The sequence below is a fragment of the Sphingobium lactosutens DS20 genome, assembly GCF_000445105.1.
GTDB lineage: Bacteria > Pseudomonadota > Alphaproteobacteria > Sphingomonadales > Sphingomonadaceae > Sphingobium > Sphingobium lactosutens.
Window position 1 is genome coordinate 1 of the sequence record NZ_ATDP01000104.1, and the last position, 14558, is coordinate 14558.

Genomic DNA, 14558 nt, shown 5'->3' on the forward strand with positions numbered 1-14558 from the left:
TGTTGATTTCCACTGAGAAGTGACCCGGGTTTTCCATCGAGAAGTGACCCGTCTGCGGATTATGTTTCGGGTGTCACGGGTGGGTCAACCCGTGGTTTTCTCTTTTGGGTTCTGGCCTGCTTGGCAGAGCTGTTTTTGAAGCGGAAGCTATCGTTGCCGGTCTCCAGGATGTGGCAGTGATGGGTAAGCCGATCGAGGAGCGCCGTGGTCATTTTGGCGTCGCCGAACACGGTGGCCCATTCGCTGAAGCTCAGGTTTGTGGTGATGATGACGCTGGTGCGCTCGTAGAGTTTGCTCAGCAGGTGGAAGAGCAGCGCGCCACCTGAAGCACTGAACGGCAGATATCCAAGCTCATCCAGGATAACGAGATCGGAGTGCAGGAGGCGATTGGCGATCTGACCGGCCTTGCCCTGTGCTTTTTCCTGCTCGAGCGCATTGACCAGTTCGACCGTCGAGAAGAAGCGGACGCGCTTTCGATGATGTTCGATGGCCTGGATGCCCAGCGCCGTTGCCACATGGCTCTTGCCGGTGCCAGGACCGCCGACCAGCACGATATTGTCGGCGATGTCGATGAAGTCGCAGCGATGCAACTGACGCACCAGAGCTTCATTGACCTCGCTACTGGTAAAGTCGAAGCCGGCCAGATCGCGATAGACAGGGAAGCGCGCGATCTTGAGCTGATAGGCCACAGACCGAACCTCCCGTTCTGCTGTCTCGGCTTTGAGTAACTGGGAGAGGATCGGGATGGCGGCTTCGAACGCTGGAGATCCCTGTTCCATGAGATCGGTGACGGCCTGCGCCATGCCATGCATCTTGAGGCTGCGGAGCATGACGACGATGGCGCCGCTGGCAGGGTCATGACGCATGACGCTTCTCCTTGCGCAGATCATCATAGCGTTCGACATTGGCCATCGGTTCGCTGACCAGCTTGAGCGCCTGGGGCGCCGTCACCGGCGGCGTGGAGATCGGTTTTCCGTCGACCAGCCTATAGAGCAGATTGAGGATATGGGTCTTGGTCGGAACGCCAGCCTCCAGCGCCATGGTGACCGCCGTCAGCACCAGTTGCTCATCATGATGAAGAACCAGCGCCAGTATTTCGACCATTTCCCTGTCGCCGCCGGGATTGCGCAACAGATGTCGCTGCAGACGCTGGAACGCATCGGGTAGCTCAAGGAAGGGCGCACCGTTGCGCAGGGCGCCGGGCTTGCGCTGCACGACCGCCAGATAATGGCGCCAGTCATAAACCGTATGACCTGGACCGTCGTGAGAGCGGTTGATGATGCGCTGATGTGCGCAGATTGGCTGCCCCTCGGCGACGACCTGGAAGCGATCAGGATAGACGCGCAGGCTGACAGTGCGATTGGCGAAAGAGGCCGGTACGCTGTAGCGATTGCGCTCAAAGTGGATGAGGCACGTCGGCGATACCCGTTTGCGATATTCCACAAAACCATCGAAGGGCCTGCCCGCAACCATCAGACACTCAGATTCATCGGCCCAGGCATTGGCAACCGATCCGGGTTCGATCCCGTGAGGGATGTCCTCCCATAACGCCTTGCAGCGCTCCTCCAGCCACAGGTTCAGCGCATCAAGGCTTTCGACCTGCGGCGTGGGTTGCCACAGACGGTGCCGCGCATCCTGGACATTCTTCTCGACCTGCCCCTTTTCCCATCCCGCAGCCGGGTTACAGAACTCAGCTTCGAACAGATAGTGGCTGACCATCGTCAGGAAGCGTGCGTTGACGGTGCGTTCCTTGCCACGCCCGACCTTGTCGACGGCCGTGCGCATATTGTCATAGATACCCCGGCGCGGCACGCCGCCCAGCACGCGGAAGGCGTGATTATGGGCGTCGAACAGCATCTCATGGGTTTGCAGCAGGTAGGCGCGCACGATGAATGCCCGGCTGTAACTGAGCTTGAAATGCGCGACCTGCAGCTTGGTCCGAACCCCGGCGATGATTGCCCAGTCCTCACTCCAATCAAACTGGAAAGCTTCCCCCGGCGCGAACGACAGGGGCACGAATGTCCCACGCCCGCCAATCTGTTGCTGGCGCCGATAATCTTCGCGCCAGTCCCGAGCAAAAGCGGCAACCCGGTTGTAGGATCCTTCATAACCCAGGCTCACCAAATCGGCGTGAAACTGCTTGATCGTGCGCTTCTGCTTGCGCGATCGGCCCATATCGCGCCGCAGCCAGGCCGCCAGATGCTCAGCAAATGGGTCCAGTTTGCTTGGTCGATCAGGCACCTTGAACCGCGGATCGATCGTCTCGGACCGCAAATATTTGCGGATCGTGTTGCGTGATAGTCCGGTGCGCCGCGCTATCTCCCGGATCGGTAGATGATCGCGAAAATGCCAGCGCCGGATAACGCTCAATAACGCCATGTCCAACACTCCATATACCCTCGCTTGTCAAAGCCAGGGACGAGTTCAACATGGGTCAATTCTCAGTGGAAATTTACGCCCTACCCGGGTCACTTCTCAGTGGAAATCAACACAATATTTCTTGGCAGCAGATTGGTGGCTCTGCCCTCGCCGCATTCACCGTAGTAGCGCTAGTATTGGGAGGGGCCAAGTTGGGTGGCAGTGACTCGGCGAAAAGTTAGCTGGCCCGCCGATTTTCATCACATCATTCTCTATCGAGATGGTCGAGCACGCGCTTGACGGTGGTAGCTTGAGGCGATCGAGCTTGGCAACAATGAGGGTCGCTCCAACAAAACAGGGTCAGAAAATCCTCGACCTGATCTATAGTGTCACCCAGAGCGAGGCGGCGTTCGATGATGATCGGGGCCATGCGCTCTAGAAGGCCGTTGAAGAAACTTCGTGAATTATCCTTTTGCATGAAGTATTTAGTGCAAAGCCCCGAACGGACGGAGAATGATCACATGACAATATGATCCGATGAAAAGGAGATATTGTTATGAAGTCCATCGCACCGGTTTCGGGATGGATGCTGGATCGCATCGCGCTGCTCGATGAGGCAAAGCCGGGATTTGCTGGCCATTATCTTCGTGCAAGCGATGAGCGGCGACAGGTCATTGCTGCATTCTTGTCGGCGAACAAGCTGGATAGAGATGACGCGGGCGACACGGCCGAGTTTTTGATGCGCGTCGATCATCGGTCCATCCTTCATCGGGCTTTCGGTAGGGTGCCTCCCGGTCTCCGGGCAGCGTTGCGACGCAGCGGCTCGCAGCCGCACGAGCCAGCCTATTACCGCCAGTTGTTTGATCTGATGTCCCACGGCGATCGCCACCTCATCAAGGCGATCTGGCAGTCTGCGAAGCTCGATCCCGAGCGCCTCACCATTATCACGGGTGTCCCGGCTGATCTTTGTGATTCCCGAATCCTAACCAAGATCAAGGATCGCAAGCACGCAACCGATGTCGCCTTGTCGGTCGATCTGCTGTCCCGGCGCGGTGTCGATCGTGCGGCACTGATCGATGCATTGCATCAGTCCGACGGCATCAATGATGCGATCAAGCACTGGTCGATGAGGATGTCATTTCCGCCGGGGCCGATTCCCGCTGCTGAAGGATATCGACCGATCAGGACCGGCATCGAATTGGCAGCAATCGCGCGGAAATATCGTAATTGCTCGCGCGGCTATTTCTCGTCGGTCATGGTTGGCACGCACGCCTTCGGGGAGTTTCGCTGCGAAGGACGAGAGGTCTTGATCAGTTTCGACAAGACCGATGGCATGTGGATCGTCGATGGCGTTTACACTTTCCGAAATTTCGATGTGGATGCTGGCATTTCCCGTGCGGCCTATGCCTTTGCCGCCCGCCAAGGTGTCCCGGATCGGAGGCCCGATCGAAGCGATAAAGCCGTTGAGGCGCTCCGCCGTCTGGGGAGATTCCACGGCGATTGGGGGTTTTGATGGCGCACGCTCAGCAGCAGCGGCTGTTCACCGAGGCATTCGCTTCATGGTTTGCCGCCGCTGGTCTTCACGACATCATGGCAGTCGAGCCCTGCGTCGGCCGGGATGCCGTGGAGATCAATTTCCTGATCGGCGGCGGCGCGATTCGTGGATATGCCCACCCCGTTGGCATCAGCGTTTCCGCCGTGCTCGGCGACGAATGCTGGGATTTTCTGTTCGACGAAGATGTAGTGCCGGTAAATGATCGAGCGAAATGGTTTTGCTCCTTTTGTGAGCCAAATGATCGTCGCCTTTTTCTCTCTATCGAGGCGCTTTGGATTGATCATCTGTTCGACCCGTTGCGCAGGTGGATCGATGAGCAACTGCGTCCAGCCACGACGCTCGAATTCCATCGGGTGGAAGGAGCGACGTGGGCGCGCCTAACAACGGAACCCACGGAGGCAAGCGCGACCGCGACATCGGTGATTGCTTTGGACGCCATGCCAACAGAGGCATCGCCCATAGGCGGTGCAGGGCCGTAGCCCTACTCCGCCCCCCCCCCGCGTCATCTGCGCTTCTTCAAACGGTCGACGGCCTCGATAGTTGGCAGCCAAGCAATGATTTTGGCCTCTCGCCGACCGTCTTTGAACGCCAGAATCTGGTCGCGCGTGATCGTAGCCTTGATCAGCAGCGGCGGCCCTTTCGAGCGATTATGGGTCATGCCGGGAAATCCCGCAGCAATTTGCTGATCAAGCGACCAAGACAGGCCGTCCATGTTGTGGATGTAGCATCCACGATAGATCGTCACGCATTCTGGCAAATCCGCCAAGGCGACACGCTCGTTGGTCGTCATCATGTGGTCTCGCCATGCCAATGGGTTCCGCACCAATTGCAGGAATGGCGTCTGCGAACAGAGGTCAGGGAGGTAATAGGAGGTGTTGTCGCAGACTTCCCAAAACTCACCCAAAACTGAAAACCATTCTTCCGGATTCATCTGCGACGAAATATCAATAAGTGTTGGCAGACGATCGTAGGAATTGCATCCACAAAACATTATCGACCTCGCCTCGTCCAGACCGATGTGTTCCATCTCCTCTTCGTCACAATCATCGTCGAACATGGGATCGATGTGCTTGCCTTTGTATGCTTCCTGCTTGTTTTACGATTGAATGTAATTGTTCACGATCATTTACACTCCGTCGGCGGATATTGCCGATGCCCCAAGGCTACTGACCTCGACCTTCCCGCCGCAATATTCTCCTGCCTCCGTCCTCCTGACACCCTCAATTCCGCAGATTGCCGCCATTTCCTCTCATTTTATAGCGCAACTTTAACCGCTACTTTAACAGCACGGGCCTTTCGTGCCGGATCGTAGCGCTACCGATGATGGCGGAAGCACGATGTCTGCAATGTTGATTGCGGGGAGCCTTGTATTTCGGTGCTCTATGGCTGTGACGATCGATCACCGTGCCATGCTGGTCAGGACATCAACGTCTCCAACCATGGTGATCGCGACATCAAGATCAGATGCATCTGTGTATCAGATTTTTCTCGGCCGCACTGGCGTCCTCGCCGATCATGATCACGGTCGGTTAACGCGGCAGCGCGGTCCGAAGTGTCACCGCCTCGCTGATCGCGATCCGAGCAAAATAGTGCCTCTACCTTATAATATATAGGCACGGGGCACTAATGTCCCCGCAAAGCGCAGCGGCCCCGGCGGCGGCCCGCCCCGTGGTCATATGACACTTCGGTCTATCGACCTGATCCCAAAACATGTCGGCCCATCGCAGCGACTATGCCTACGACAGGGGGCTGCCCGAGCACTGATGTAGTGTGGATGATCGATAACTTCTCAGCCCCGATCTGCCATTCCATAAACCCGGCTGTCCGAGCCCCTCCGAAGTCGGCCATTCCCGCCACTTCAATGATCGCTGTTTTGCCCTTCGTAAATCAGTTGATTTCGGAGCGACCGTAGGAGAGGCTCTCACCTCTGAAGGGGGACAGCATGGCGAAGATCGACTGGGGTAAGGCAGGCCATCGCGAACTGGACCAGCCCGCGTCCAGCAAGTCCGTGATTTCATCACGCCCGATCCGGTCATCGTCGACATCAGTAAATTGACGCCAAAGGAAAAGGCCCGCCTTGAAGCCTTCGAACGTCGGCGTGAAGAAGCTCGCGCACGGGGGAAGGCAGCGGCTCGGGCAAAGCAGATGAAGAAGCAGGCCGCAAAGCAGGCGGCGAAAGAGAAGAAAGCAGCCGAGATTGCTGCATGGAGGGCGGGTCGAGAGATTCGCCAGAAGAAAGCTGCTGAACGTCAGGCAGCAGAAGAAGCGTGGAAACGATCTCCTGCGTATCGTGCCGCCCAACAAGCTGAGGAGGCTCAGCGGCAGGAAGAAGAGCGCCAACGTCGGGAAGCCCTCATCGCCGAACGAGAACCTCTACGGCAACGATGGCGAGAACAACTGCTTGGCCGTGACACCGATCCAGACCAGCCATCCGGCTGATCCCCATCATCGCAGACCGAGGCGGTCCAACTGGTCGACCTCAGCCCGGATCAACCGGCAGTGCCGATCCTCCCTCCACGGCCCATAAGGATATTGAGTGCCATAGTGGACGTCCCACCATTCGCGCCAGTCCTGCTCGGGATGGAAATATCGAACCCGTGCTCGGACTGAGATCACCTCACCGATATGCCGCTTCATTCCGCGCTCGGTATCGGTCTCGCGGATCACAAGATCGCCGACGCGGAGATGGTATAAGTCCATAGCCCGCCATACCATCAGGACTTGAAAATATCGAAGTATTTGAAGTGCTTGAGTCCATTCTCCGAATGTGAGAATCAGCGGTCATGAAACGCGTCGCTCTCTATCTTCGGGTCTCTACCGACACCCAGACGGTCGAAAACCAACGTCGCGAACTCATGGCTGTCGCCGACCGATTAGGCTGGACCATCATCGCCGAACTGGCCGATGAAGGCATCTCAGGGGCGAAGGGTCGGGATCAGCGTCCCGGCTATGACCGTCTGATGCAGATGGTCACTCGCCGCGAAATCGACCTCATCGCGTGCTGGTCCGTCGACAGGCTGGGCCGATCGCTCCAGCATCTGGTAGGCTTCCTCGGCGAGATCAACGATCGGGGTGTGGACCTCTATCTCCACACCCAAGGTCTCGATACCTCGACACCTGCTGGGCGCGCGATGTTCTCGATGCTGTCCGTGTTCGCGGAGTTCGAGAGGTCCATACTCAGGCAGCGTATCATGGCTGGTCTGGCCCGATCGACGAAGAAGGGCGGCCGCCCATCACTCGACCCAGCCAAGGCCGACAAGATCAGGCGGGAACTCTCGCGCGGGACCAGCATCAATGCCACCGCGAAGAAGCTCAAGGTCGGCGTGGCCACCGTCCACCGGATCAAGACCCAAATGGCCCAACCGATCGCCGCCTGACCATCGTGGCCTACGATCGGCAATCGACGCTGCCGGTCCACCCTCACTTCATCAACATCGTCACCATGGAGATCGAGCATGACATCACGCTCCGACGATACCCCTCCGTCCGCACCAGATGCTCTCGATCATGAGCGGTGTGATGCGGTTCCTCTTCTGGGACTCACATCAGCAGAGACCGATGTGCATGATCCAACAGGGGAAAATCTGACCCCGATCGAGGACCCGAATCTCGACCACCAGCGCTTTCCTCTTCTGGGCACCATTTGTTCTCAACATGTTGAGAATGCTGGGGGACCATCGGAAGATGGTCCCCCAACGCGTATCTGCTACACAAAGCTGCTACACAATCATGGCCCCGGACCAGCCTCAATCCCGCAGAATACCGGGAAAAATGGCCGCCGTTGCGTCAGGTTCCTTTATGCTTCGGCGAGGGGCGAGAAGCGCCGATTTTCTTCGCCTTTGTAGTAGCTTCGACGAAATGCCGCTCCACCATGCTCGGCTTGTTCAGTTGTTCCGCGTGCCATTTGTCATATTCAATCTGGGCTTTGGCCTTCGCGGCATCCGCTTTGACCTTACCTGCGTGACTCAGGATGTCGCGGTCGCTGAGCGCCAAGAAATTATCCAGCTTCGCGATCCAGTCGTGCATGGTCATTGGCTTGCGGTTCATCGCCTGTAGTTCGGCGAATTCCAGATAAGCCGTCACGATCCGGTTGAGAGCCTGTATTTCATCCTCGGAAAGATAGTTCTTCGCGATGGTCACGTCCGTCTTGCGCGGCGGGCCGCCCTTGGACTGGTTCGCCCATGAGGTGAGCCCGACATGATCCTTGGTGGCACTGACGCGGGCGGAAATCACCTCGGCAGCGGTGTGGCCATGCGCCGCCCAGTGCATCTTGTTTTGCACCGTCTGGAAGAAAAGCTGGGTCGTTTCCGCATTCCGATCATAGTCCACGCTGGTGCCGTAGATGTCCAAGACCTTCTGGTAGAACATCCGCTCCGACGATCGGATGTCGCGAATGCGGGCCAGCAGTTCTTCGAAATAGTCGGTGCCCGGCTCCTTCAGACGGGCATCGTCCATGACGAAGCCCTTCACCAGATATTCCGACAGACTGGTCGCGGCCCAACGCCTAAATTGCATGCCACGCACCGATCGAACGCGGAATCCGATCGCGAGAATCATGGGCAGACTATAATGCGCGATCTGGCGCGATACCTCCCGATTTCCTTCGGTTCGAACTTGTAAGAATTCCTTACAAGTTGCCGTTTCGATCAGTTCGCCATCTTCATAGATGGCTTTGACATGCTGGGTTACGGCTTGCGGCGTCACCTCAAACAGTTCCGCGATCTGGGCCTGACTGAGCCAGACCGACCCGTCCCGCGCCTTCAGTTGGACGACGGTTGTGCCATCCTCGGTGTTATAGAGAATCATCTCACCGGACATGGTTGAGCCTTCTCGTGCGATACCCAGATAGCTGATTCATCGACTTCCTCATGATGCCCTACTCTGTAGAGCAAAGAGAACAACACAGGAACTGCTGATCACCTGCGATGTCATCGAGTGGCGGGATCACGGCCTGATGTTCCCGATCACCGCCCGAGATGAGAGAGATCAACATCGGCGAAGGTGAGCTTGTTCACAGCTTCTGCCAGCACCTCGATCCGATGCCCCCGCCCGTAATTTTCCGAAACCTTTCCATGCGCGGAGGGGCCGGTTGTCCATCCCCCAAGAGCCATCGCAAGGTCGTGGTCGATTCGGGCATGCCTCAGTTCATCGCGGAAACAGTGCCGCAGCGAGTGAAAGCACGTCTTCTCGCGTCGCGCGCCAATGCTGGTAAGGAACTGAGTGAACCATTTGCTGAATGCGACCGCCCTGACGCCCTTGGTGCCGGGATCGATGTCAGCAAAGAGCTTCGCCTCCCCTGCGCGCCGTTTCTGTGCGACATATGTCATCAGGCCGAGATCAAGAAGGCGCTGATGGATGGGGATCAGCCGTTCACTCGCTCCCGTTTTTAGCTGCTTGTCCGTGCTGCCCACCAGCGACTCTGTCGTGACCACCATGCAGGACACGCCATCGATCATCCGCACATCCGCCGTGTCCAACTGGCATATCTCGTTCAGTCGCATCCCGCTGTGCAGGGCGATCAACGGGACCCAGTAGCGCGCATTCTGGGGGCGCTCGTGACCGGGCGTCGCGTAGCCCCGGTCACCATCCTTGCACCCCGTGTAGAGAGGGGCGCGGAAGATAAGACGCAACTGTTCTGGTGAGAATGGATTGCGCTTATCCTTCTTGGCTGTGCTGTCGGCGAAACGGAGTCCTCTCACCGGGTTTCTGTCGGCCAATTCTTCATCGACCGCCCAGTTGAGAAAGCTCGACAGGCTGCTGAGATAGACATTGGCGTTCGCCACACTGATGGGCACGCCCTTCCCGGTTTCCTTCAGCCGGGTTGACGCCTGTTCGGGCGAGAGGTCGGGGAAGAGCTTCGTCGCGTTCCGGGGCAGGTAGCGCAGAACCTCCATCAGATGGCGCATGTGACTGCGAGACAGGCTTCGCATCTCGGTTCCCGCCCCGATCACGGAAACCGCGAGTTTGCGGACGGTGTCGTAGGTCTCTCGCGTTCGCGCCGACCATTGATGGGTCGGATCGGAGAGATATCGCTCATATGCCTCTCCAATCGTCACGCCGGGAGGGGGAGCCTCTTCGTCCTTGGGGGCAATGATGGCGCGCGGACTGATATCGGGAAGATCGGCGTCGAGCGGTTTGAGGAGCGTCAGGTCGATATCCTTGCCGCCTTTCGACCGGGCATCTTCGAACATCAATTCCAGTCGGGCGGCCGCTGCTGGCAATCGTCGCCGTGCGATCTGAAGGCTGTCAGTGTCGAGCGATCGCCATATTTCTGCTCGCCCCATCGGCTCCCGAAGGTCGCGAGGAACTCTGCGTCGCAGATAATATCTACCCTGCCGGATAATCAGCCCGGATGGTCGATTGTGTAACAGCTTTGTGTAGCAGCAACGGCGGCCATTTTTCCCGGTATTCTGCGGGATTGAGGCTGGTCCGGGGCCATGATTGTGTAGCAGCTTTGTGTAGCAGATACGCGTTGGGGGACCATCTTCCGATGGTCCCCCAGCATTCTCAACATGTTGAGAACAAATGGTGCCCAGAAGAGGACTCGAACCTCCACGACCTTGCGATCGCCAGCACCTGAAGCTGGTGCGTCTACCAATTCCGCCATCTGGGCACGGGGTAGGAGCGCGCCTCTAGCTGGTGGCTTGGGGGCTGTCAACGCGAAGGCGGCATTATTTTTTGCGGTTCATGCAAAAGGACGGGTAAGGCCTCCGTGACTCGTGTTGAAGAGGATGCCATTGCCCATGACCCATGCTGATACCGCGCCGCCGGCCTATTTTGCCCGGCCCGATGGGCTGCGGCTCGCCTATCGGCACAGCCGGGGCGTGGGGCCGACCATCGTCTTCCTGCCGGGCTATATGTCCGACATGGAAGGCGGCAAGGCGGTTGCGCTGCATGATTGGGCCAGAGGGCAGGGGCGGGCTATGCTGCGTCTCGATTATGCCGGCAATGGCGCGAGCGAAGGGCGCTTTGTCGATGGCACGCTGGCGAGCTGGCGCGACGACGTGCTGTTGCTGATCGACCGGCTGGTCGAAGGCCCGGTGGTGCTGGTGGGGTCGTCGATGGGCGGCTGGCTGGCGCTGTTGGTCGCCTTGGCGCGGCCAGACCGGGTGGCCGGCATCGTCGGCATCGCCGCGGCGCCCGATTTCACGATATGGGGCTTTACCGATGCGGACAAGGCGTTGCTGCATACGGAAGGACGCATCGAGGAGCCTACGCCTTATGGCGATCAGCCCTATGTGACGACGCTGGCTTTCTGGCAGTCGGGGCAGGCGCTGCTGCTGCTGGAGGATGACATCGCCATCGATTGCCCGGTGCGGCTGTTGCACGGGCAATGCGATCCCGATGTGCCATGGGATATTGCGCTGCAAACCGCCGGGCGGCTGCGTTCATCCGATGTGCAGACGTTGCTGATTAAGGACGGCGACCATCGCCTCTCGCGCGACAGCGATATCGCTGTGTTGATCCGCACTGTCGCCAGCCTTCTGGACATATGATGATGCCCTTCTTTCTGCCTCTGCTGCTCCAGGCCTATGATCCCGAGATCGAGGCGGTGATGAACCGCAGCCGCCAGGAAAAGCAGCAGGAACGCGCGGCCACCGCGGCGGCGTCCAGCGCATCGGACGCGCGCAGCGATGGCAAGATACCGGTGCCGGAAAAATATGCCGCGCCATTTCAGGCCTGTCTGGACGCAGCATTGGAGTCGCCGGAAGCCGGAGTCGCCTTTGCGCAGAAATGGCGGATCGACGGCGGCAGCTTCTATGCGCGCGACTGCATGGGCTTTGCCTATACGCGCGCAGAGCGCTGGGCGCCGGCGATCGTCGCCTTTGAACAGGCGGCCGAAGAGGCGGAGCGCGAAGGCGAGGTGGCGCAAAGTGCGCGGCTGTGGGCGCAGGCGGGCAATGCCGCCCTGGCGAGCGGGGATGCCGCAAAGGCGCGGCAGGATTTCGACGCCGCGCTGGCGCGAGGCATGCCCGACGGGCTGGAAAAAGGCGAAGTGCATCTGGACCGGGCGCGCGCCCTGGTGGCGCTGGGTGACGCCGATGCGGCGCGGGAATCGATCGATTTCGCGCTGGCGCAGGCGCCGCAGGACCCGCTGGCCTGGCTCCTGTCGGCCACCTTGGCGCGGCGGCAGGGGGAAATGCGACTGGCGCAGGCGCATATCGCGCGTGCGGTGCAATTGTCGCCCGATGATGCGTCCGTGGCGCTGGAGGAGGGCAATATCGCCATTCTGACCGACCATGAGGATATTGCCAGGGCGGCATGGCAGCGGGCAGTCAAGATTGCGCCGGACGCTGCCGCCGGGAAAGCGGCGGCGGACAATCTGTCCCGCTTGGCCCCGCCGGCCGCGTCCGCGCCCTAGCAGGCAGGCGGCGGGCCCCAGCAAGACTTTGTCACGGAACCGCTGCCGCTCACGGGCCGTTCGCGATGGGCGGCGGGCAGGACAGAGGAGACAGCGACATGAACAGCAATATCAAGCGTGGCATGGCGATCGGCCTGTTGGTCACGGGCGCGCTCGCAACCGGCGCCTGCTCGCGCGGCGCGACCGCTGGCGGGCTGATCGGCGGCGCGGGCGGCGCGGTCGTCGGGAAGGCGACCGGGCTCGGCACGACCGAGGGCGCAGTGATCGGCGGCACGGCCGGCGCGATCATCGGTGACGACCGCAAATAAGGCTCTTTAGCGCAGGTAAAAGTCGACGGTGGTGACGACACGGACCTTCTTGTAGGGCGTGTCGCTGCCGCCCTCGCTACTTTCGCCATCGCGGGCGTCGATCGAAAAATAGCCTTGTGTGGCGCTTTTGATGCCGCCCACCCCGGCGCCTGAATCCTTGGCAAATTGCTCGGCCGCAGCGCGTGCGTCCTTCGTCGCCGCCGCCACCATCTGCGGCTTGATATCGTTGAGTTTGGTGAAGCTGTAGCGCATGCCCGATCCTTCCTGCAGCGTCACGCCGCGACGTACCAGGTCGAATTGTTGCGCAACGGCTTTTTGCGCACGCACGATGTCGGTCGTGCGCAACAGCATCCGCTGCGTGATGGTGATCGTGTTGACGCCATTGTTCAGCCATTGATTGACGCCCGCGCCAACGGGCGTCAGGTCATTCGGCTTGAAGCCCAACTGCGTGAAATAGGCGCGCAACTCGCGCGTGTTGGCGTCAATCTCGTTGCGGACGGTGGGCAGGTCAAAGCCGGTCGCGGAATAGCTGATGGACCAAGTGGCGAGGTCGGCGGTGACGTCCTTTTCCGCAAGGCCCCGGACCGTGACAGACCGGTCGGCCGCCTTGGCGCGCCGCAACCCGTCGCCCAGCAGATAGCCCCCGGCGATCGCGCCAAAAGCGAGCAGCGCCGCGCTACCCAGAAACACCTTGTCCCGCATGTCCATGATGCTGCCCCTTTCGTTCAACCGGCCGCGTTCTTATCTTGAAATGGAAACTGTCACCCTGAAGATGAACCGTTGCTTTATAGCGACGAACGGAGGCTGAATTGCCCAAATATCTGCATAGCATGATTCGCGTAGCGGACGTCGAAAAGACCAAGGCCTTCTTCGAATTGATCGGCCTGCGCGAAGTGCGTCGCTTCGACAATGAACAGGGCCGTTTCACGCTGGTGTTCCTCGCCGCGCCGGGCGATGAAGACGCTCAAGTAGAACTGACCTACAACTGGCCGGCGGAAGACGGCAGCCCGGCCGAAGTCTATGACGGCGGTCGCAATTTTGGTCATCTGGCCTATCGGGTCGAGAATATCTACGAAACCTGTCAGCGGCTGATGGACGCGGGCGTCACGATCAATCGGCCGCCGCGCGACGGGCATATGGCCTTCGTGCGATCGCCTGACAACATATCTGTGGAACTGCTGCAGGACGGCCATCTGCCGCCGGCCGAACCGTGGGCATCCATGCCCAATACGGGGGTGTGGTAAGCCGTGCTGGAGGTCGTTCGCATCCCGGCGCTGTCCGATAACTATATCTGGCTGATGCACGACGCCGTGAGCGGCGATACGGTGGTTATCGACCCCGCCCTTGCCGACCCCGTGCTGGAGGCGGCGCAGGCACGCGGCTGGCGGATCAGGCAGATTTGGAACACGCACTGGCATGGCGACCACACTGGCGGCAATGCCGCGATCAAGGCGGCGACGGGATGCATCGTGACCGGTCCCGCGGCCGAAGCGGAACGGATCGACACGCTCGACCGGCTGGTGAGGGAGGGCGACAGCGTTCGCATCGGCGATCATGTCGCGCAGGTGATGGCTATGCCCGCGCATACGGCCGGTCATATCGTCTACCATCTGGCCGACGACCGGATCGCCTTTGTCGGGGACACGTTATTCGCGATGGGATGCGGGCGGCTGTTTGAAGGAACGGCGGCGCAGATGTTCGCCAATATGCAGCGGCTGGCGGCCATGCCCGACGACACGCAAATCTATTGCGCCCATGAATATACGCTGTCGAACGGGCGCTTTGCGCTCGGCGTCGAACCTGACAATGCCGCATTGCAGCAGCGAATGGAGCAGGTGGAAGCGGCCCGCGTGCGCGGCGAGGCAACGGTGCCGACCAGCATTGGCGCTGAGCGCCAGACCAACATCTTCATGCGCGCGCGCGATGCGGAACAGCTGGCGGAGCGTCGCGCCGCCAAGGACGCGGTCTGACGGAT

16 protein-coding genes and 1 tRNA gene are annotated in these 14558 nt (G+C 59.8%); 8 read left to right on the forward strand and 9 right to left on the reverse strand.

All coding sequences use genetic code 11. The features are described 5' to 3' along the window. Positions 1-59: 59 nt before the first annotated feature. Both istB and istA read right to left on the reverse strand, forming a co-directional pair. The gene (istB, locus tag RLDS_RS48285; protein ID WP_009821099.1) at positions 60-866 is read right to left on the reverse strand and encodes an IS21-like element helper ATPase IstB; all 807 of its coding nucleotides are present in this window, start codon (positions 864-866) and stop codon (positions 60-62) included. Continuing rightward, positions 856-2379 (reverse strand): IS21 family transposase, encoded by a 1524-nt coding sequence (istA, locus tag RLDS_RS48290; RefSeq protein WP_009823850.1) that lies wholly within the window; start codon positions 2377-2379, stop codon positions 856-858. The genes istB and istA overlap by 11 nt, the downstream gene beginning before the upstream one ends. 565 nt (positions 2380-2944) lie before the next feature. On the opposite strand from istA, the gene RLDS_RS48295 reads away from it, so the two are divergent. Then, positions 2945-3871, forward strand: coding sequence for a hypothetical protein (locus tag RLDS_RS48295; protein WP_152528109.1), 927 nt, complete (start codon positions 2945-2947; stop codon positions 3869-3871). After that, positions 3871-4392: a hypothetical protein gene (locus RLDS_RS48300; protein ID WP_021227608.1), complete on the forward strand. Its 522-nt coding sequence runs from the start codon at positions 3871-3873 to the stop codon at positions 4390-4392. Before RLDS_RS48295 ends, RLDS_RS48300 begins: the two co-directional genes overlap by 1 nt. Positions 4393-4415: 23 nt before the next feature. Here RLDS_RS48300 and RLDS_RS48305 read toward each other — a convergent pair whose 3' ends face one another. The 3 genes from RLDS_RS48305 to RLDS_RS48315 all read right to left on the reverse strand — a co-directional run bounded on the left by RLDS_RS48305 (position 4416) and on the right by RLDS_RS48315 (position 6613). After that, positions 4416-4970 carry a hypothetical protein gene (locus RLDS_RS48305; protein WP_021227609.1) on the reverse strand — a complete coding sequence of 185 codons (555 nt, stop codon included), beginning with the start codon at positions 4968-4970 and terminating at the stop codon, positions 4416-4418. 830 nt (positions 4971-5800) lie between these two features. Beyond that, the gene (locus RLDS_RS48310; RefSeq protein ID WP_021227610.1) at positions 5801-6253 is read right to left on the reverse strand and encodes a hypothetical protein; all 453 of its coding nucleotides are present in this window, start codon (positions 6251-6253) and stop codon (positions 5801-5803) included. A gap of 105 nt (positions 6254-6358) precedes the next feature. Then, positions 6359-6613: a hypothetical protein gene (locus tag RLDS_RS48315; RefSeq protein WP_021227611.1), complete on the reverse strand. Its 255-nt coding sequence runs from the start codon at positions 6611-6613 to the stop codon at positions 6359-6361. Positions 6614-6696: 83 nt separating this feature from the next. Between RLDS_RS48315 and RLDS_RS48320 the strand changes: the two genes are divergently transcribed. Beyond that, positions 6697-7290, forward strand: a complete 594-nt coding sequence (locus RLDS_RS48320; RefSeq protein WP_021227612.1) for a recombinase family protein — start codon at positions 6697-6699, stop codon at positions 7288-7290. A gap of 409 nt (positions 7291-7699) precedes the next feature. On the opposite strand, the gene RLDS_RS48325 is transcribed toward RLDS_RS48320, so the two are convergent. The 3 genes from RLDS_RS48325 to RLDS_RS48335 all read right to left on the reverse strand — a co-directional run bounded on the left by RLDS_RS48325 (position 7700) and on the right by RLDS_RS48335 (position 10526). Continuing rightward, positions 7700-8617 (reverse strand): virulence RhuM family protein, encoded by a 918-nt coding sequence (locus RLDS_RS48325; protein WP_236616904.1) that lies wholly within the window; start codon positions 8615-8617, stop codon positions 7700-7702. Positions 8618-8877: 260 nt separating this feature from the next. Continuing rightward, positions 8878-10449: a DUF6538 domain-containing protein gene (locus RLDS_RS48330; protein WP_330217109.1), complete on the reverse strand. Its 1572-nt coding sequence runs from the start codon at positions 10447-10449 to the stop codon at positions 8878-8880. Beyond that, positions 10440-10526 (reverse strand) — tRNA-Leu (locus RLDS_RS48335). Before RLDS_RS48335 ends, RLDS_RS48330 begins: the two co-directional genes overlap by 10 nt. A 130-nt stretch (positions 10527-10656) precedes the next feature. Between RLDS_RS48335 and RLDS_RS48340 the strand changes: the two genes are divergently transcribed. The 3 genes from RLDS_RS48340 to RLDS_RS48350 all read left to right on the forward strand — a co-directional run bounded on the left by RLDS_RS48340 (position 10657) and on the right by RLDS_RS48350 (position 12583). Beyond that, on the forward strand, positions 10657-11409 hold the full coding sequence (locus RLDS_RS48340; RefSeq protein WP_021227615.1) for an alpha/beta fold hydrolase: 753 nt from the start codon (positions 10657-10659) through the stop codon (positions 11407-11409). Between the two features lie 2 nt (positions 11410-11411). Then, positions 11412-12275 carry a tetratricopeptide repeat protein gene (locus tag RLDS_RS48345; RefSeq protein ID WP_031298784.1) on the forward strand — a complete coding sequence of 288 codons (864 nt, stop codon included), beginning with the start codon at positions 11412-11414 and terminating at the stop codon, positions 12273-12275. A gap of 98 nt (positions 12276-12373) precedes the next feature. Further along, positions 12374-12583: a hypothetical protein gene (locus RLDS_RS48350; protein WP_021227617.1), complete on the forward strand. Its 210-nt coding sequence runs from the start codon at positions 12374-12376 to the stop codon at positions 12581-12583. A gap of 6 nt (positions 12584-12589) precedes the next feature. On the opposite strand, the gene RLDS_RS48355 is transcribed toward RLDS_RS48350, so the two are convergent. Continuing rightward, a complete protein-coding gene (locus tag RLDS_RS48355; protein ID WP_021227618.1) occupies positions 12590-13291 on the reverse strand; it encodes an SIMPL domain-containing protein in 702 nt (233 codons plus the stop codon). A gap of 101 nt (positions 13292-13392) precedes the next feature. Here RLDS_RS48355 and RLDS_RS48360 point away from each other — a divergent pair, with 101 nt between their 5' ends. After that, a complete protein-coding gene (locus tag RLDS_RS48360; RefSeq protein WP_021227619.1) occupies positions 13393-13827 on the forward strand; it encodes a VOC family protein in 435 nt (144 codons plus the stop codon). A gap of 3 nt (positions 13828-13830) precedes the next feature. Further along, positions 13831-14553 carry a hydroxyacylglutathione hydrolase gene (gloB, locus tag RLDS_RS48365; RefSeq protein ID WP_021227620.1) on the forward strand — a complete coding sequence of 241 codons (723 nt, stop codon included), beginning with the start codon at positions 13831-13833 and terminating at the stop codon, positions 14551-14553. The last annotated feature ends 5 nt before the right edge of the window (positions 14554-14558 follow it).